Source organism: Bacillus cereus group sp. BfR-BA-01347 (genome assembly GCF_022663835.1).
GTDB lineage: Bacteria > Bacillota > Bacilli > Bacillales > Bacillaceae_G > Bacillus_A > Bacillus_A thuringiensis_K.
This window is the reverse complement of sequence record NZ_JAKUGG010000026.1, coordinates 1-17,626: the sequence shown is the minus strand read 5'-3', so window position 1 is coordinate 17,626 and position 17,626 is coordinate 1. Positions and strand designations below refer to the sequence as shown.

The following is a 17,626-nucleotide window of genomic DNA, read 5'->3' as shown; positions in this document are numbered from 1 at the left end:
AACATACCTATGGGGGTAATTAGATGAGTGTTAAAGCATTACAAGCAAAAGATGTTGCAGAGAAAGTTTTATTCGGGGAGTTGTTTATTTTAGATGTTCGTAATGAGACGGATTATGAAGATTGGAAAATTGAAGGAAAAGAAGTTACTTCAATAAATGTACCGTACTTTGATTTATTAGAGGGGGTAGATCATATTATCGGTGAACTACCTAAAGATAAAGATGTTTTAGTAGTATGTGCAAAAGAAGGATCTTCTATATTTGTGGCAGAGCAATTAACAGAGGCTGGATTAGAAAATATTTATTATTTATCTGGTGGTATGAAGGCTTGGAGTGAATATGTAAAGCCTATAAAAGTGGGAGATTTAAAAGATGGCGGAATTATGTATCAGTTTAACCGTCTTGGAAAAGGTTGCTTATCATATATGGTTATTTCAAACGGTGAAGCAGCAGTTATTGATGCAGTAAGAACAGTTGAAGCATACGAAGAGTTTGCGAAAGAGCATGGCGTTACGATTACGAATGTAATGGATACACATTTACATGCAGACCATATTTCTGGCGGACGTAAGTTAGCGGAAAAAGTAGGTGGTACGTATTGGTTGCCGCCAAAAGATGCAGAGGAGGTTGTGTTCTCATATAAACCGCTTGTTGAAGGATCTGTTATTACGGTGGGGGGTACTAAAATTGAAATTGACGCATTATACTCACCGGGGCATACGATTGGGAGTACGTCATTTATTGTAGATGATTCCTATTTATTATCAGGTGATATTTTATTTGTAGATTCAATTGGACGTCCAGACCTTGCTGGGAAAGCTGAAGATTGGGTAAGTGATTTACGTACTACTTTGTATAGCCGATATAAAGAACTATCTCAAAACTTAGTTGTGTTACCGGCTCATTATTCAAAAATAAGTGAAATGGACGAGAGTGGTATTGTTAGTGCTAAATTAAAAGATTTATTTGCGTATAATGCAGGATTAAATATTGAGGATGAGGGAGAGTTTCGTAAAGTTGTAACGGAGAATTTACCACCTCAGCCAAATGCTTACGAAGAAATTCGTCAAACGAATATGGGTAAAATTCATCCGAGTGCAGAGGAAGAACGTGAAATGGAGATTGGTCCAAATCGTTGTGCAGTTCATGAATAATAAAATAAATAAAACATGGAGGAATAGATGATGAATGTAAAACAAGTATTAGATGCGAAAGGATTAGCATGTCCAATACCGATTGTAAGAACGAAGAAAGCGATGGATACTTTACAAACTGGAGAAGTGTTAGAAATACAGGTAACGGATAAAGGATCAGTGAAAGATATTCCAGCGTGGGCAAATAAAACTGGTCATGACATCGTAAAGCATGTAGAAGAAGCTGATGTGCTGAAGTTTTGGATTAAGAAGGCGTAGTGAAGCAATAGTTTTGTAAATATAGAGAGGTTGGTTATATGAACACAATATTAAGTACGCTTTTCATTGTACTTGCTGCATGGTTTGTTATTTCACGATTTTTACCAGTGAAAGGTGTTCAAAATATAAATGGCAAAGAATTGAAAAGTATAGTGGGAAAAAAGGGGAAGTATTTTATTGATGTCCGTACAGTAGGTGAATATAGAGGGAATCATATGGAAGGCTTTCAAAATATCCCCCTAAATGATCTAGCAAGCAAGGCGAATCAATTAGATAAGAATAAGGAAGTAATCGTTATTTGCCAAAGTGGAATGAGAAGTAAGCAAGCAGCAAAGATATTGAAAAAACTAGGGTTTCAGCAAGTAATAAACGTTTCAGGTGGTATGAATAGTTTGTGAGGAGGGACTTTAAAATGAAAGAAATGACTACAAAAGAATTAGAAGAAAAATTGTTGCGTAAAGAAGTGGTAAATATTGTGGACGTACGTGAAGTAGAAGAAGTAGCTGAAGGGAAAATTCCAGAAGCATGTAATATTCCACTAGGACTATTAGAGTTTCGTATGCATGAATTAAATAAAAATCAGGAATATATTATCGTTTGTCGTTCAGGCGGGAGAAGTGCAAGAGCTGTTCAATTTTTAGAAAGTTACGGTTTTCGAGTAATCAATATGGTAGGCGGTATGTTAGCTTGGGAAGGAAAAGTAGAATAGGGAGAAACAATTTTTTATAAATAAAAAAATACCCCTATAGGTAATTGGAGGGAGAACAATATGGAACAACAGAAGAAAACGACAATCGTGTTATTTAGCGGAGATTACGATAAAGCAATGGCTGCTTATATTATTGCAAATGGTGCAGCGGCGTATGATCAAGAGGTAACTATTTTTCATACTTTCTGGGGATTAAATGCTTTAAGGAAAGATGAACATGTGAATGTAAAGAAAACATTTATAGAAAAAGTATTTGGAAAAATGATGCCACGCGGTGCTGATAAGATGGGGTTATCTAAAATGAATTTTGCTGGTATGGGACCAAAGATGATTAAAGGCATTATGAAAAAACATAATGCAATGCCTTTGCCAGATTTAATTGATTTGGCAAAGGAACAGGGGATTAAACTTGTAGCTTGTCAAATGACAGTAGATTTATTAGGGTTAAAAGAGGAAGAGATTATGGAAGGGGTAGAGTTTGCAGGTGTAGGGGCATATTTAGCAGATGCTTCGGATGGGAATGTGAACTTATTCATTTAAATCACCTTCTTTTTAGAAGGAGGGGGATGTAAGGTGAGTTTAGTATTATTACTTTTTATAATTGGGTTTATAGGATCGTTTATATCAGGAATGGTTGGAATTGGCGGTGCAATTATTAACTATCCAATGATTTTATACATTCCAGTACTGTTAGGATTTACTGGCTATACGTCTCATGAAGTGAGCGGTATTACAGCGGTACAAGTATTCTTTGCAACTTTTGCAGGTGCGTGGGCATATCGGAAAAGTACTGATATGAATAAAACGTTAGTTGTGTATATGGGAGCTAGTATATTAATAGGAAGTTTTATAGGAAGTTTTAGTGCAAATCTATTAGATGAACATGCTGTAAATGTTGTTTATACAGTATTAGCGACCATTGCAGCTATGATGATGTTTGTACCGAAGAAAAATAATAGCGGAGCAATTAATTATAATAAATGGTTAGCAAGTGTGTTAGCGTTTATTGTAGGAGGTGTTTCGGGCATTATTGGAGCTGGCGGTGCATTTCTTTTAGTTCCTATTATGCTAGTTATTTTAAAATTACCATTGCGCATGACGATAGCAACATCTATCGCTATTACGTTTATTTCTTCAGTAGGGATTACGACTGGAAAAATGATTACTGGACAAGTAGTTGTGATTCCAGCTCTAATTATTGCGGTTGCAAGTATATTTGCTGCGCCACTTGGAGCACGAGTCGGGAAGAGGATAAATCAAAAAGCACTACAATATATGTTATCGATTTTAATTGTAGGCACCGCTGTTAAAATGTGGGTCGATATGCTATCAAAATAAAAGGATGGTGCTGCTTACAGCCCATCCTTTTATTTATTACCCGTAAACCCCACGGATTATAGTTTTAATTTATGCCCAAATAACTTTCATTAAGTTTTTATACTCGTCATTTGCTAATTTATATAGCATTCTTGTATGTTCAAAGACAAGTGCTGGATTAAAATTTGGTTCTGAGAATGCAAGAGATGTTGAAATATCAATTGCATTTTGCTTGTTTAATGTGAATTTTGCAAAGCGATAAGATGTATTTAATTCATTGATGACATGTAAAATATCATTTGTTGATGTTGCATCAGGCACGTGAGCAACATTGAAGCAGTATATATCCACCGTAGGATGTTCGTTTTGGAAAGCAGCGATAAGTTGAATTTTTGCGCCAGCTTCAGTCTCTAATCCTACTGAAAAATGAACAGAGCCATCATTTTCATCTATATTTTCTTCCATGTATATATCGTTGGATTTTAAGTAGTCTTTAAAATCTGAGATGTTATGTTTTACTGCAGCTTTCATATGTATGAGCCCCCTGATAATTGGAATAGATTGCTACTATTTATTATAATTTAAAAATATTAAAAAAGATAGTTAGAAAGTTCTGATTTTTGTATTTGGAAGAATAAAAAGAAGCGGTTCTCTACCTCCATAGAGAACCGCTTCTATATTATTCATTGTCATTAGACGATGTTTCTGTACCTTCACTACTATTTTCATTTTTGCTTGATTTGTGCTCGTTCTTATTTTCAGACTTAGATTCTTTTGTCTTTTTCGAATCAGAGTCTGAGTCAGACTTTGTATATGCAGGTAGTCCAAGATGAGTACGAAGTTCATTTGTAACATTAGCTAATTCTTTTTTATCTGGATTGTAATAGTAAGTTCGACCACCACCAGCAGATTTGCTACAAGTATCGTCACCTTTTGCCATATAGCAATCATCACCTTGGATTTGTAATTTCTCAATTTCCGAATCCGATCCATATTTATAGAATGAAAGCATATCATCAAATGTTAAGTTTGTAACGAATTGTCCGTTAATATCATCAATGATGCTGCCAACTTTTGTTACAGAACCAACACTTGTTAGTTTCTTTAAAATAGCCTCGATAACGAGTTGTTGACGTTGTCCACGCATTGCATCACTATCGATGTGTCTTGTTCTAGCAAGAGCAAGAGCTTCTTCGCCATTTAACTTTTGAACACCTTTTTCTAGGTGAATTGCCTCAGCATTATCATTGCTATCTTGCTCAGTAAATTCAACTGGTACATCAACTTCAACACCGCCCAAGTCATCGACGATTTTTATAAATGATTTAAAGTTAAATTTCACAAAATAATCAACAGGAACATTCATTAATTTTTCAACTGCATCAATGCTTGCTTGTGGTCCACCATTTTTTCCATTTTTAGCAGAACCGAATGCATGAGCGTGTGTAATTTTATCTTTTTTCTTTTCTATTGGAATATAAGTATATGTGTCACGTGGGATACTTAATAGTTTAACAGTTTTGCTATCTTTATTAAATGTTGCAAGTAAAAGCGCGTCTGTTCTTATAGCTTCACCATATTCTTTTCCACGGACATCGCTTTCATCAACACCCATTATTAAAACAGAGACATTGTTTGTAATAGGTTTTACAGCCTTATCACGTAAATCAGATTTATCACCGCGTGCTAAATCGTGTGCGGCATTTCGAACAGCAGAAGATGCTTTATTTACTAAAAACCAAGTATAACCGCCGCCTATTAATAAAACGAATAGTATAGCGCTTATAATAATTTTTATTTTTTTCTTATTTTTTTTCGGTTTATTGCGTGTATTTTCTTGCAAAGATGGGTTTTGCTCCATTTCCTGTACTCCTTCATTTGGATTGAAATACGACACTCATATCCACTTATTATAATGAAATTTAGCGAAAAAAAACATTACAAATCATTTACATTTCGTAAAAATTCAATTTATTTATAAAAAGTCAGATTTTCTATATGTTATTTTTTAGATGTAGAATAAGTATAAGGGCTTTTAGTAGAAATGAAAATATATATTATGAGAAAGTGATAGGGAAGTAAGATTTGTTGAAATATAGCCAAGAAGAAATGAGTAAGCTTACTTATTTCTTCTATATAATAAAGAAGAATTTGACGGATAAAGGAGAGAGCATAATGAATCATACATCATTCCGAGCAATCATTGTGAACGAAAAGGAAAATCATCAGTTTGTAAGAAAAGTTGTTGAGAGAGAAGTAAGTAGTTTACCTGAGGGAGACGTATTCATACAAGTTCATTATTCTTCATTAAATTATAAAGATGCTCTTTCAGCTACTGGTAATAAAGGTGTTACGAGAACATATCCTCATACGCCAGGAATTGATGCAGCAGGAGTGGTTGTAAGTAGTAAAGATGCTACCATTAAGGCAGGAGATCAAGTCATTGTAACGGGATATGATTTAGGGATGAATACTTCTGGTGGTTTCGGAGAGTATATTCGCGTGCCATCATCTTGGATTGTCCCTTTACCAGAGGGAATGTCATTAAAGGAAAGTATGATGTACGGAACAGCAGGTTTTACAGCGGCTTTATCAGTATATAAGCTTATGAGAGCAGGTATAACCCCTAGTATGGGGGATGTTTTAGTAACGGGTGCTACAGGCGGCGTAGGGAGTGTAGCTGTAAGCATTTTAAGTAAGTTAGGGTTTAACGTAGTAGGAGCGACAGGGAAAATGGAAGAGGAAGATATGCTACTACGTCTAGGCGCGAAAAAAGTGATTCATCGCGCGGAATTGAATGATGAATCAGGAAGACCAATGTTAAAAGGGATATACGCGGGGGTTATCGATACTGTAGGTGGACGTATGTTAGAAACAGCTTTAAAAACAGTAAAGTATGGTGGTTGTGTAACGACATGCGGTAATGTGGCAGGTCAGCAATTACAAACAACGGTATATCCGTTTATTTTACGAGGCATAAGCTTTTTAGGGATAGATTCTGTGCAATGTCCAGCAGATGTGAGAAGTGATGTGTGGACGCTTTTAGCGAATGAATGGGGAAATAAAGAGTTACTATCTTATACAGAGGAATGTACATTAGAAGAACTAGAGAAGAAGTTTGCACTTATATTGCAAGGAAAGTTAAAAGGAAGAACAGTTGTTAAAATATAATGAAAAAAGAGACGCTTAAGTTAGCGTCTCTTTCTTATCATAATGATTGTTTTAAATTGATTTTACCTTGTTCACCTAAAACACCATCAGCAATATTTACAGCGTGATCACCAATGCGCTCTAAGTTACTTACCATATCAACGAAGATGATACTTGCATCACCTGAACAGCTACGTTCGTTCAGACGTAATACGTGACGTTTACGAAGAACACGTTCCATTTGATCGATTTTACGTTCTTTTGCAATAACAGTTTGAGCTAGTTCAGTATCGAAGTTTGTTAAAGCTTCAACTGAGTCTTGCAGTGTTGAAATAGTTAATTCTAGCATTTCGTTTAATTCAGCTAATGCTTCATCTGATAGTGAAACACGGTTTGAAATTTGGAAATCTACAAGTTCTACAAGGTTTTCTACATGATCACCCACACGTTCAATATCTCCAACAACACCTGCTAAAACGGAATGTTTTTCAGAATCCGTAGGTGAAAGTGGCTTTTCTGATAGTAAAACTAAATACTCGGTAATTTTTTTATCTAAATTGTTAATAGCTCCTTCTAATTGAGTAGCCATGTCAGCGTGTTTTTTATCTTGTGTGTTCAAAAATTGGTTTGCTTCTTTTAATCCATGTAATGAAAACTCAGCCATACGAATAATCTCTTTTTGTGCTTCTGTTAATGCGATAGCAGGAGATTGTTCAATAAAGATTGGATTTAAATGTTGCGGTTTGAAGTCAATAGCTGCATCTTCCCCGCGAATAATTTTTGTTACAATCCATGCTAATACTGCAATAAACGGAAATTGAATAATAGTATTCGTTACGTTAAACGTTCCATGTGCAAATGCAATTGTCATTTCTGGATTCAAGTTTAATGACGTTTGGAAGTATAGAATTAAATTTGTAAAAGGTATTAATAAAATTGTAAAGATGATTGTACCGACGATATTAAAGATAACGTGAACTAATGCTGCGCGTCTTGCAGCAATTGAAGTACCGATTGCTGCTAATACAGCTGTAATTGTTGTACCGATGTTATCACCAAACAATACAGGAAGGGCAGCTTGTAAATCGATTGCACCTTGACCGAATAGTTCTTGTAAAATACCGATTGTTGCACTTGAACTTTGTACAATTAAAGTAAAGACTGTACCAACAACAATACCTAAAATTGGATTATCACTCATGCTAACTGTTAATTCTTGGAATGATTCTAAAGAGCGAAGAGGTTTCATGCCTGTGCTCATTAATTCTAAACCGAAGAATAACATACCAAAACCGAATATAACTTGACCTAAAGAATGTACTTTTTTATTTTTAAAGAAGAATAGTAAGATTGCTCCAACTGCCATAATTGGAAGAGCATATTCTCCGATTTTAATTCCGATAATAAATGCAGTAACCGTCGTACCGATGTTTGCACCCATAATAACACCGATTGCTTGTCTTAATGTCATAAATCCGGCACTTACAAGTCCGACTGTTAAAGCGGTTGTTCCTGAACTGGATTGGATTAATACAGTAACTAACATACCAGCTAGTACACCCATTAGTGGGTTTGTTGTAAAGCGATCTAGAATATCGCGAAGACGATCTCCAGCTGCTTGTTGCAGTCCATCGCCCATGTATTTAATCCCGAATAAGAAAATACCTAATCCACCAATGAACTGGAAGATCATATCTTGAACATTATATTCCACGCATTCCACTCCTTAAATTTCATGTACGATGTAATTATTAACTGAACCTTGAGTTACTGTAAACGGTTTGCTAGTAAAATTTACACTAAATTTACAAAGAGAAGAAAAGTTTACAATCCCTTAAAGAAACAGCTGTATTTTATTGGTTTACATCTTATTTAAATCTTAATTTTGTAAAGAAATCACACTTTTTAGAATAATATTGTTCAGTCGAATATCAAGGAAAGCGTCTGCGAGTTCATCGTATATTTTTTGAGGAAAGTTAAAAAAATATGTAGGAAAATGCATGTAGTTTTATAATAGCAAAGCGAGGAAAAACAATTTTTTTAACACGATAAAAAAGCCACTGAATTATCCAGCAGCTTTTTCCGTGTTTTTATCGCCATGCTTTTGTTTTCTTATGCTTGTAATGTAAATGAAGAGAAAAGCAATAAGTAATAGAGAGGAGTAACGATATACAGTTGCATAGTTTGTAAAGTGAGCAATAAATCCAAATATAATTGCTCCAGCGCCTATTCCAAGGTCAAATGCGGAGAAAAATGTAGCAGTTGCTACGCCGCGTCGATGGGGTGCTACGCGGTCAATCATCCATGCTTGTAGTGCAGGTTGGATCGCTCCAAAACCACTTCCGTAACATGCTGCAGCAATAATTAAGCTCGGAATTGTCGTCGTATACGACAATAAAATAATGCCTGTAAACGTTATAATAACTCCCGGAATGATGACGAATGTATGCCCTTTCGCATCATATAGCTTTCCAGAGAATGGACGAGTCACAGCGATTGCTAGTGCGTTACATAAAAAGAAGAGACTAATATCAGCTATGCCGACTTCTGTAGCAAATAGTGTGATAAAACTTCCGATTCCTCCGTACATTAATGTAATACATAATATTAATAATGAAGGAAGTAAAGCTTTACGCTCAATAAATCCATCGAGAAAAGTACTAGATGATTGTTGTGGCGGCTGTTTCGTTTTTTGGATTTGAAGTAGCTTTGTTAATATTAATGAAACAATTGTGCACGATAATGCACATAAAAAAAGAATTGTGAAATTATATGTTTGCATAAGCCATAGTCCGATAAGTGGACCGAGGGCCATTGCAATTGTTCCAGAAAGGCCAAAATATCCCATGCCTTCTCCGCGGCGAGCTGAGGGAATTAAATCAGAAACGACAGTTCCATATGTAGTCGTTGTAACACCGAAACCAGCTCCGTGTAAAATACGAACAGCAAGCAAGAGAAAGATTGTTGAGGCGAAAAGGTAACTGCCCATAGCGAGTAAACAAATAGCAGTACCGATCATTAAAATGATTTTTTTATTAAATTTTTGCAAGGCGTTCCCAGTTAGCGGTCTAACAAAAAGTGCCGCAACGGTAAACATGCCGACAACAAATCCGATATTGGAACTTGTGCCACCAATTTCTTTCACATAAACAGGTAAGGTTGGAATTAACATTTGAAACCCTAAAAACATACATAAGTTTGCAAAAATTAAAGCAACAAACTCTTTTGTCCATAACGGCTCTCGTTTTACGAGTATTGCTTCTCCCATATATTCATCCCCTATATAAAATTTTCCCGCTATTAACGGGCAGTAAAACTCCCACCTCAAAATCGGACTGGAGCAAAGAAGTTAGGTGGGAGATCAACTGCCCGTAAATGCCCGATTGGTTCAACTAATAATCAGTGGGGGATGAACCCCCCCCCTCACTGATTAAAGTTTCACTTTATCTCTTTTCTTTCGAGTATATGTATTGGCCAATGAAACAGTCAAGGAAGGTGTCTTGAAAACGGATAACAATTTTTAAGATGAAAAACTGACAAATTTGTGTAAAAGCTACACAACTATGAAAAAAAGATGTAAAGTATAGATGTATAGACTTGTAGGTGTTAAGAATGATAGAAATTATTTTTTCTTTAAAGAAAGCGGATTCAAAAGAGTAGTGAACAAGAAGGGGATATATACTTTTTCACTACATATATTTGAAAAGGTTTACAATATGATGAAGAAAGAGGCGTGTACATATGAGACGATTAGGTATTTCTATTTATCCAGAACATTCAACAGTAGAGAAAGATAAGGAGTATTTAACATTAGCAAGTAAATATGGATTTACACGTGTGTTCACATGTTTATTATCTGTGGATGGAGAAAAAGAGAAAATTATAGAAGAATTTAAAGAAACGATCTCTCATGCGAATGCATTAGGGTTCCAAGTATTAGTTGATATTAGTCCATCTGTTTTTGAACAATTAGGTATTTCGTATAATGATTTATCATTCTTCCATGAATTAGGTACGTACGGTATTCGTTTAGATGTCGGTTTCTCAGGATTAGAAGAATCAATTATGACTTATAATCCGTATGGTTTGAAAATTGAGATTAATATGAGTAATGGTACGAAGTATGTAGATAACATTATGAGTCATAGACCAAATCGTGAAAATTTAATTGGTTGTCATAATTTTTATCCGCATCGTTATTCAGGGTTATCATACGATCATTTCATTAAATGCTCGAAACAATTTAAAGATTACGGTATGAGAACGGCTGCTTTTATTTCATCATTTGATGCAACATACGGACCTTGGCCAGTAACAGAAGGGTTATGTACATTAGAGCAGCATCGTGAATTATCGATGACAACACAGGCGAAGCATTTATTCGCGACGGAATTAATTGATGATGTTATTATTGCAAACGCATATGCGTCAGAAGAAGAATTACAAGCACTAAGTGCATTAAATAAAGAAAAACAAGCATTTGATATAGAACTATATGATACAACGACAGAACTAGAAAGAATTATCGTATTAGACGAACCACATTTTTATCGAGGAGATGTATCTGAATATATGATTCGTTCTACACAAAGTCGTGTGAAATATAAAAAAGAAGAGTTTAAACCTCATAATACGCGCGAAATTAAGCGTGGAGATTTATTAATTGACAATGAGCAATATGGCCAGTATAAAGGTGAATTACAAATTGCATTAAAAGATATGGTGAATACAGGAAAAACAAATGTAGTTGGTCGAATTGTAGAAGAAGAGATTTTCTTACTAGACTATTTACAAGCATGGGATAAATTCGGATTCACATTAAAGAAATAGAGAGAATATAAAGGGGAAAAACTACTGATTTCAGCAGCGTTTCCCCCTTTATATATAAAGAGCGAGAGGAAGAGCTATGACAAAGGTGCATCAGCGATTAATTTCTATTTTAGAGGAATTTTTAGAAGAGAAATCGATGTTAAATCGAGCTTTTTTAGCGGGCCGTTTACATGTATCAACGAAGACGATTCAAAAGGATATAAAATTATTAAATGATATATTGGAAGAAAACGGAGCGAAAATCGAATCGCAAAGAGGGAATGGGTACGAATTAGAAATTATACAAAAGAAGAAATTTGAAGACTTTTGTGTGAGTCTATTTCAAAAACAGACGGAAAAGATCCCAACTTCTTATGAAGAAAGAATAGCGTACATTCTGCAGCGTGTTTTAATGACAGAGGAATATGTGAAGCTTTCAGAATTAGCGGAAGAGATGTATGTGAGCAAATCAACGGTCAATTTAATTATGAAAGATGTTACAGATATATGTGGTCGCTATAAATTACAAATTGAGAAGAGACCGTATTATGGTATACGTATTGTTGGAGAGGAATTTAATATTCGTTCTTGTTTATCACAATATGGTTTCCCGCGTTATGACCATACTCCGTTTCATGAGCAATTTGAGCAGACGGAGACATATTTATCGCTACCTCATATATCACTCATTCGTTCAATTATATTAAAGTATATTGAAGGCGGAACAATATATTTATCTGATATAGAAATTGATAATTTAGTCATTCATATTGCAATTGCATTAAAGCGTTGTCAAAGTCAACATTATATGAAAGGACTACATGCGGAGCAATCAGAACTTATAATAAAGAAAGAATATACAATTGCGAAGCAGATTTTAGGAGATTTAGAGAAAGAGTTAAAATTTTCATTTCCAGAAGAAGAAGTATTATATGTGACGATGCATTTATTAAGTACTGCTGTTACAACGAGAGGTCGCTATGAAAATGTAGAAGAGCTATTAGGGAAAGATATATATGCATTTATGCAACATATTCTTTTTAAAGTAGCGGAAGAACGGAATCTTATTTTTTATTATGATGAAGAATTATTATTTGGATTTGGTATTCATTTAAAAACGTTATTAAATCGTTTGAAGTATAAGTTAAATACGAGGAATCCTCTTTTGGCAGAAGTGAAAAAGAATTATCCGTATGCTTTTGAAGTTGCGGTTCTTGTTGGAGATATCATTGGTGAATATATGGGTGAATCGATTCCTGAAAGTGAAATTGGTTATATTGCAATTCACTTCGGCGGAGCGATGAGCCGTTTGCAGGAGCAGAATCAAAAGAAAAGATGCTTATTAGTTTGTGCGACTGGTCAAGGAAGTGCACAACTATTAAAATATAAAATTTTATCACAGTTCCGAGATAAATTAGAGATTGTAGGTATTACAGGCTATTATCAATTGAAAGTAGAAGATCTTTATAAAGAAAAAATAGATTGTATTATTAGTACGATTCATATACCGAGTGGCTTGCCTGTTCCAGTTATAAAAGTGAATTCAATATTTGATGATAAAGAGATTAAATCGATTGGTCAGCGATTGTTTACGCATGTGAATACTAGTGTGCAGCCTTATATTAAGGAAGATTTAATCTTTTTAAATCATAGTGCTTCTACGAAAGAGGATGTTATTCAGATTTTATGTGAGAAAGCTGCTGAGAAACGCTATGTACCAAAAAACTTTTATGCTTCTGTTATGGAAAGAGAAAATACGTCTCCGACAGCGGTTGGGAATTCAGTTGCAATCCCGCATCCGATGCAGTTATTAAGTGAGGAAACTTTTTTGATGTTTTGCACACTTGAAAAGGCTGTTGATTGGGGAGATAAAAAAGTACAAGTAATTATTTTATTTAGTGTAAAGCGCAATAATAATGAAGATTTGCAAAGGCTTTATGATTTTTTATATGATATTATGTCTAGTCAAACTACGATAGAGAAACTTACTCAGACCGAGTTAATTGAAGATTTTCAAGAGATTTTATTATCATTTTGAAAAAGTATATAAAAACTTCCGTTACATAACGGAAGTTTTTTATGTTTAATTGTATGCGTTTTCATAATAAGATAAAAACATAGAAAACATATAGCTTGGGGGAATTTAAAATGGCTGATATGCAAACTCCATTTGCATTAATTTTACATGGTGGCAATGCGAGAAGTGCGGCGCTTGAAGCAATTGCTTTTGCAAGACAAGGAGATTTCGGGAATGCCAGTGAAAAGATGAAACTTGCTAGTGAGGAAATTTCATCAGCTCATCGCATTCAAACGGATTTAATTCAAGAAGAGGCAAGAGGAAATCATGCAGAAATCAGTTTACTGTTAGTGCATGCGCAAGATCATTTAATGAATGCAATTACAGTAAAAGAACTGGCTGAAGAATTTATTGCTCTTCATAAACGAGTAGAAGAGAAAGTGACAGTATAAGATGTACATTTTATTATGTTGTGCAGCAGGTATGTCAACGAGTATGGTCGTAAGAAAAATGCAAGAAGAGGCAAAGAAACAGGGGAAGAATTATAAAATTAAGGCAGTTGATTCAGAACTAGTGAAGCTTGAAATTAAGGAAGCCGATGTCGTTTTAATTGGCCCACAGGTGAAATATTTATTTCCAGCTGTAGAGTTTCTTGCAAATTCATACAATATACCAGTTGCGATCATAGACCAACGAGATTATGGAATGTGTGATGGTTTGAAAGTGCTTAAGCAAGCGGAACAATTAGTTTTAGCATAATTATATCTTTTTAAATATAAACATTATAATGTTATAAAGTTTATTTCATTCTTTTATAGTAGAGAGGAAGAGGAGGGCTATTGATGAATGGGTTTATGAGTTTTATGGAACAAAAGATTATGCCAACAACGCAAAAAATTGCAGGACAACGACATTTATTAGCAATTCGAAATGGGGTTATTTCTACATTACCGTTAACGATCGTCGGATCATTTTTCGTCATCTTTTTAAATTTACCAATTGATGCATATATGGAATGGATCGCACCGTTTCGCCATATTTTAGATATTCCATTCCGATTTACAGTAGGACTAATGGCATTATACGCAGCGTTTGGTGTAGGGGCTTCGCTCGCGAACTTTTATCAGCTCAATCAGTTAAGTGCAGGGTTATTATCTGTACTCGCCTTTTTACTAGCATCAGTTGAACCAATTCAAATTACGAAAGCTGTACCAGGTGTTATTGATGCAGGTAGATACATTTCAATAGGAACATTAAGTGCAACGTCTTTATTCGGCGCAATCGTTACAGCTTTAATTGCAGTAGAAATTTATCATTTTATGATTAAGCATAATATCTCGATTAAATTACCAGATAGTGTACCACCAGCAGTTTCAAATTCGTTTGCAGCATTAATTCCAACATTAGCAGTTATTCTTTTATTCTGGGGCATTCGCTACGGTTTGAAATTTGATGTAAATACAACAATTACATATTTAATCGCACCATTAAAATCAGTATTAGTAGGAAATAATTTATTCGGCGGTTTATTAACAGTATTCTTAATCGTGTTCTTCTGGTCATTCGGTATACATGGCCCTGCGATTTTAGGACCGATTATTCGTCCAATGTGGGATTCAGCAATTCTTGAAAATATGGAAGTGTTCACGGCTACAGGAAATGCACATCAGTTACCAAACTTATTTACAGAGCAATTCATTCAATGGTTCGTATGGATTGGCGGATCAGGTTCAACGTTAGCTTTAGTCATTATGTTTATGTTCTCTAAATCTAAGTTCCTAAAAGAGTTAGGGAGATTATCATTCGTACCAGGTTTATTCAATATTAACGAACCAATTATTTTCGGGGCACCAATTGTAATGAACCCAATCTTAATTATTCCGTTCGTTATTACACCGTTAGTGACAACGACAGTATCATATTTCGCAGTTGTTTCAGGTATGATTCCACTTATGATGGCGAAACTGCCATTTACGATGTTAGCACCGATTGCAGCGGTGATTAGTACGGACTGGACAATTATGGCTGGTGTACTTGTACTTGTTAACTTTGTTATCTCATTCGTTATTTACTATCCATTCTTCAAAATGTATGAGAAACAACAATTAGCAGGAGAGGAGAAAACAGAATGCTCGGAGCAATTATCATCTTAATTACATTCGTGGTCGGACAGTGTATTGCCCATTATTCGAAATGGGTACAAAGTAAATCTTTATTAGTGTTACTACTCGTATCAGTTTTATTTATCGGTTGTTCAATGGGTGCATATGTAATGTTAGGATTGCAATCACCGTACGTAATTATTGTACCAACGATTTTATGTGCAACTTGTTTATCTGCAAAATATAGATTTACGAGCATAGCATTAATACAACGTGTGAAGGAGATGCAAAAGCATGGAGCGTAAATTAGGAATTTCACTTTATCCAGAACATTCAACGAAAGAAAAAGATATGGCATACATTTTGGCAGCGGCACGCCACGGTTTTTCAAGAATATTCACATGTCTATTATCTGTGAATCGTCCGAAAGAAGAAATTGTAGCTGAATTTAAAGAAATTATTAATCATGCAAAAGATAATAATATGGAAGTTATTTTAGATGTAGCTCCGGCGGTATTTGATCAACTTGGTATTAGCTATAGCGATCTATCATTCTTTGCAGAGTTAGGTGCAGATGGTATCCGTTTAGATTTAGGTTTTGACGGACTAACTGAAGCGAAAATGACGAATAATCCGTACGGTTTAAAAATCGAGTTAAATGTAAGTAACGATATTGCATACTTAGAAAATATCCTTTCGCATCAGGCAAATAAACCAGCTTTAATTGGTTGCCATAACTTTTATCCGCAAAAATTCACTGGTCTTCCGTATGATTATTTCATTCGCTGTAGTGAACGCTTTAAAAAACACGGTATTCGCACGGCAGCATTTATTACGTCACATGCAGCTAACATCGGTCCATGGGATATTAATGACGGATTATGTACGCTAGAAGAGCATCGTAACTTGCCGATTGAAGTACAAGCGAAACACTTATGGGCGACAGGGCTTATTGATGACGTTATTATCGGAAATGCCTATGCGAGTGAAGAAGAGTTAGAGAAACTAGGAAACTTAAATCGTTACATGTTACAGCTAAAGGTAAACTTTGTAGACGAAGCGACTGAAGTAGAGAAGAAAGCGACACTGCAAGAATTACATGTAAGACGCGGCGACATAACAGAATATATGGTGCGTTCTACAGAAGTACGTAAAAAGTATAAAGACTATGACTTCCCAGTGCGCGAAAGTGTATTACAGGAAAGAGGGCAAGTTGTAATTGGAAACAACTCATTTGGTAAGTATAAAGGTGAACTTCAAATCATTCTAAAAGAAATGCCGATAGATGAACGGAAAAATATTGTCGGTACAATTGCAGAAGAAGAGTTATTCTTACTAGATTATGTAGGAGCTTGGACACAGTTTACTTGTGTGGAATAGGGTAGGGCAGGAGAGGATGCTATGACATCCTCTTTTTTCTGTTGAAATAGTAATCTCTCGTATATAGAATGCAAAGAGATAGATTTAATTTAGACGGGAGAGAAGGAGATGGAAGGGTATATAGATGATTTATTAAGGCGGATGGCTACAGATATATGGCATCGTGCGTATGATGAAGCAAAAGCGTTAAATGACTTATTAATTTTTCCTTATTTACAGGGGAAGTTAAGCAAAGCAAAAAAGGTATCTATGAAGAAAGATATTTATTATTTAATGACGAAACTTGCTATTAATACGAAAGAAATTTGTATTGCAGATTATCTTATAGATTGTTTGGAATATGAAGACAGTCCGACTTTGTTAAGTGAATTGCTTAGTAATATTTATACATTACCAGTAGTAAGTAGTACAAATAAAATTATTCCTTATATTTATCATAAAAACGTAGTGTTCGTTTTTTACATAAGTTTGTTGATCGTGAAGAAGTTTTAAAGACATTTGATAAAGTGTACAAAAAACGAGGGAATTTATTTATGTCAGAGCGAAAGTGGCTTCGAGACAACATTGCTTACTTTCAAGAGAAAGATAGAATGTGAGAATCATAAAAAAAGAGTCAGCCTGGTCATCTCCCTGTCAAGTAGACAGTAATAAAAAGAGTATTATGCCACGGCCTTTTCCCGATATTCTATCGGGGAAAGGCCGTGAAGTTTTTCTTGGAATCTTTCTGTAT

Annotated in this window: 19 protein-coding genes and 1 pseudogene; 15 read left to right on the top strand and 5 right to left on the bottom strand. The window is 35.0% G+C overall.

All coding sequences use genetic code 11. The features are described 5' to 3' along the window. The first annotated feature begins 23 nt into the window (after positions 1-23). From MR143_RS27045 to MR143_RS27020, 6 genes are read left to right on the top strand one after another with little or no spacing between them, the layout of a single operon-like run. Positions 24-1,154 (top strand): MBL fold metallo-hydrolase, encoded by a 1,131-nt coding sequence (locus MR143_RS27045; protein WP_000111566.1) that lies wholly within the window; start codon positions 24-26, stop codon positions 1,152-1,154. 27 nt (positions 1,155-1,181) lie between these two features. Then, a complete protein-coding gene (locus MR143_RS27040; protein ID WP_002163852.1) occupies positions 1,182-1,412 on the top strand; it encodes a sulfurtransferase TusA family protein in 231 nt (76 codons plus the stop codon). 38 nt (positions 1,413-1,450) lie between these two features. Continuing rightward, positions 1,451-1,810: a rhodanese-like domain-containing protein gene (locus MR143_RS27035; RefSeq protein ID WP_001092316.1), complete on the top strand. Its 360-nt coding sequence runs from the start codon at positions 1,451-1,453 to the stop codon at positions 1,808-1,810. A gap of 14 nt (positions 1,811-1,824) precedes the next feature. Further along, the gene (locus tag MR143_RS27030) at positions 1,825-2,121 is read left to right on the top strand and encodes a rhodanese-like domain-containing protein (RefSeq protein ID WP_000661812.1); all 297 of its coding nucleotides are present in this window, start codon (positions 1,825-1,827) and stop codon (positions 2,119-2,121) included. A gap of 60 nt (positions 2,122-2,181) precedes the next feature. Continuing rightward, on the top strand, positions 2,182-2,661 hold the full coding sequence (locus MR143_RS27025; RefSeq protein WP_000437741.1) for a DsrE/DsrF/DrsH-like family protein: 480 nt from the start codon (positions 2,182-2,184) through the stop codon (positions 2,659-2,661). Positions 2,662-2,694: 33 nt separating this feature from the next. After that, positions 2,695-3,459 (top strand): sulfite exporter TauE/SafE family protein, encoded by a 765-nt coding sequence (locus MR143_RS27020; protein ID WP_000060623.1) that lies wholly within the window; start codon positions 2,695-2,697, stop codon positions 3,457-3,459. 69 nt (positions 3,460-3,528) lie between these two features. Here the strand turns inward: MR143_RS27020 and MR143_RS27015 are convergent, their stop codons facing one another. Continuing rightward, positions 3,529-3,969 carry a hypothetical protein gene (locus MR143_RS27015; RefSeq protein ID WP_000642362.1) on the bottom strand — a complete coding sequence of 147 codons (441 nt, stop codon included), beginning with the start codon at positions 3,967-3,969 and terminating at the stop codon, positions 3,529-3,531. A gap of 148 nt (positions 3,970-4,117) precedes the next feature. Continuing rightward, positions 4,118-5,299, bottom strand: coding sequence for an LCP family protein (locus MR143_RS27010; protein WP_000437394.1), 1,182 nt, complete (start codon positions 5,297-5,299; stop codon positions 4,118-4,120). 314 nt (positions 5,300-5,613) lie between these two features. Between MR143_RS27010 and MR143_RS27005 the strand changes: the two genes are divergently transcribed. Then, the gene (locus MR143_RS27005; protein ID WP_001016953.1) at positions 5,614-6,609 is read left to right on the top strand and encodes a YhdH/YhfP family quinone oxidoreductase; all 996 of its coding nucleotides are present in this window, start codon (positions 5,614-5,616) and stop codon (positions 6,607-6,609) included. A 37-nt stretch (positions 6,610-6,646) separates the two neighbouring features. On the opposite strand, the gene MR143_RS27000 is transcribed toward MR143_RS27005, so the two are convergent. After that, positions 6,647-8,302 carry a Na/Pi cotransporter family protein gene (locus MR143_RS27000; RefSeq protein ID WP_000456252.1) on the bottom strand — a complete coding sequence of 552 codons (1,656 nt, stop codon included), beginning with the start codon at positions 8,300-8,302 and terminating at the stop codon, positions 6,647-6,649. Between the two features lie 351 nt (positions 8,303-8,653). Beyond that, a complete protein-coding gene (locus tag MR143_RS26995) occupies positions 8,654-9,856 on the bottom strand; it encodes an MFS transporter (protein WP_000503246.1) in 1,203 nt (400 codons plus the stop codon). Between the two features lie 473 nt (positions 9,857-10,329). On the opposite strand from MR143_RS26995, the gene MR143_RS26990 reads away from it, so the two are divergent. From MR143_RS26990 to MR143_RS26955, 8 genes and pseudogenes are all read left to right on the top strand, one after another. Further along, positions 10,330-11,418 (top strand): DUF871 domain-containing protein, encoded by a 1,089-nt coding sequence (locus tag MR143_RS26990; RefSeq protein ID WP_242281111.1) that lies wholly within the window; start codon positions 10,330-10,332, stop codon positions 11,416-11,418. A 76-nt stretch (positions 11,419-11,494) separates the two neighbouring features. Further along, entirely contained in the window at positions 11,495-13,435 is a 1,941-nt protein-coding gene (locus MR143_RS26985; RefSeq protein WP_000169788.1) for a BglG family transcription antiterminator, read from the top strand. A gap of 110 nt (positions 13,436-13,545) precedes the next feature. Continuing rightward, positions 13,546-13,866 (top strand): PTS lactose/cellobiose transporter subunit IIA, encoded by a 321-nt coding sequence (locus MR143_RS26980; protein ID WP_000774633.1) that lies wholly within the window; start codon positions 13,546-13,548, stop codon positions 13,864-13,866. Position 13,867: 1 nt separating this feature from the next. Further along, on the top strand, positions 13,868-14,173 hold the full coding sequence (locus MR143_RS26975; protein WP_000275642.1) for a PTS sugar transporter subunit IIB: 306 nt from the start codon (positions 13,868-13,870) through the stop codon (positions 14,171-14,173). A gap of 83 nt (positions 14,174-14,256) precedes the next feature. Beyond that, positions 14,257-15,567: a PTS sugar transporter subunit IIC gene (locus tag MR143_RS26970; RefSeq protein WP_001013044.1), complete on the top strand. Its 1,311-nt coding sequence runs from the start codon at positions 14,257-14,259 to the stop codon at positions 15,565-15,567. Further along, on the top strand, positions 15,543-15,821 hold the full coding sequence (locus MR143_RS26965) for a hypothetical protein (RefSeq protein WP_061883800.1): 279 nt from the start codon (positions 15,543-15,545) through the stop codon (positions 15,819-15,821). Before MR143_RS26970 ends, MR143_RS26965 begins: the two co-directional genes overlap by 25 nt. Further along, positions 15,811-16,896, top strand: a complete 1,086-nt coding sequence (locus tag MR143_RS26960) for a DUF871 domain-containing protein (protein WP_000440029.1) — start codon at positions 15,811-15,813, stop codon at positions 16,894-16,896. Before MR143_RS26965 ends, MR143_RS26960 begins: the two co-directional genes overlap by 11 nt. Positions 16,897-17,004: 108 nt before the next feature. After that, positions 17,005-17,492 (top strand): annotated as a pseudogene (locus tag MR143_RS26955) (hypothetical protein). 63 nt (positions 17,493-17,555) lie between these two features. Here the strand turns inward: MR143_RS26955 and MR143_RS33575 are convergent. Then, on the bottom strand, positions 17,556-17,626 hold a 71-nt coding region (locus tag MR143_RS33575; protein WP_325782447.1), incomplete at its 5' end, for an IS3 family transposase.

Bases quoted from the DNA above. Each gene is read 5' to 3' on its own strand.
- MR143_RS26970 (WP_001013044.1), top strand. From the start codon at position 14,257: ATGAATGGGTTTATGAGTTTTATGGAACAAAAGATTATGCCAACAACG.
- MR143_RS26975 (WP_000275642.1), top strand. From the start codon at position 13,868: ATGTACATTTTATTATGTTGTGCAGCAGGTATGTCAACGAGTATGGTC.
- MR143_RS26985 (WP_000169788.1), top strand. From the start codon at position 11,495: ATGACAAAGGTGCATCAGCGATTAATTTCTATTTTAGAGGAATTTTTA.
- MR143_RS27005 (WP_001016953.1), top strand. From the start codon at position 5,614: ATGAATCATACATCATTCCGAGCAATCATTGTGAACGAAAAGGAAAAT.
- MR143_RS26960 (WP_000440029.1), top strand. From the start codon at position 15,811: ATGGAGCGTAAATTAGGAATTTCACTTTATCCAGAACATTCAACGAAA.
- MR143_RS26965 (WP_061883800.1), top strand. From the start codon at position 15,543: ATGCTCGGAGCAATTATCATCTTAATTACATTCGTGGTCGGACAGTGT.
- MR143_RS27025 (WP_000437741.1), top strand. From the start codon at position 2,182: ATGGAACAACAGAAGAAAACGACAATCGTGTTATTTAGCGGAGATTAC.
- MR143_RS26990 (WP_242281111.1), top strand. From the start codon at position 10,330: ATGAGACGATTAGGTATTTCTATTTATCCAGAACATTCAACAGTAGAG.
- MR143_RS26980 (WP_000774633.1), top strand. From the start codon at position 13,546: ATGGCTGATATGCAAACTCCATTTGCATTAATTTTACATGGTGGCAAT.
- MR143_RS27040 (WP_002163852.1), top strand. From the start codon at position 1,182: ATGATGAATGTAAAACAAGTATTAGATGCGAAAGGATTAGCATGTCCA.
- MR143_RS27010 (WP_000437394.1), bottom strand. From the start codon at position 5,299: ATGGAGCAAAACCCATCTTTGCAAGAAAATACACGCAATAAACCGAAA.
- MR143_RS27035 (WP_001092316.1), top strand. From the start codon at position 1,451: ATGAACACAATATTAAGTACGCTTTTCATTGTACTTGCTGCATGGTTT.
- MR143_RS27030 (WP_000661812.1), top strand. From the start codon at position 1,825: ATGAAAGAAATGACTACAAAAGAATTAGAAGAAAAATTGTTGCGTAAA.
- MR143_RS26995 (WP_000503246.1), bottom strand. From the start codon at position 9,856: ATGGGAGAAGCAATACTCGTAAAACGAGAGCCGTTATGGACAAAAGAG.
- MR143_RS27015 (WP_000642362.1), bottom strand. From the start codon at position 3,969: ATGAAAGCTGCAGTAAAACATAACATCTCAGATTTTAAAGACTACTTA.
- MR143_RS27045 (WP_000111566.1), top strand. From the start codon at position 24: ATGAGTGTTAAAGCATTACAAGCAAAAGATGTTGCAGAGAAAGTTTTA.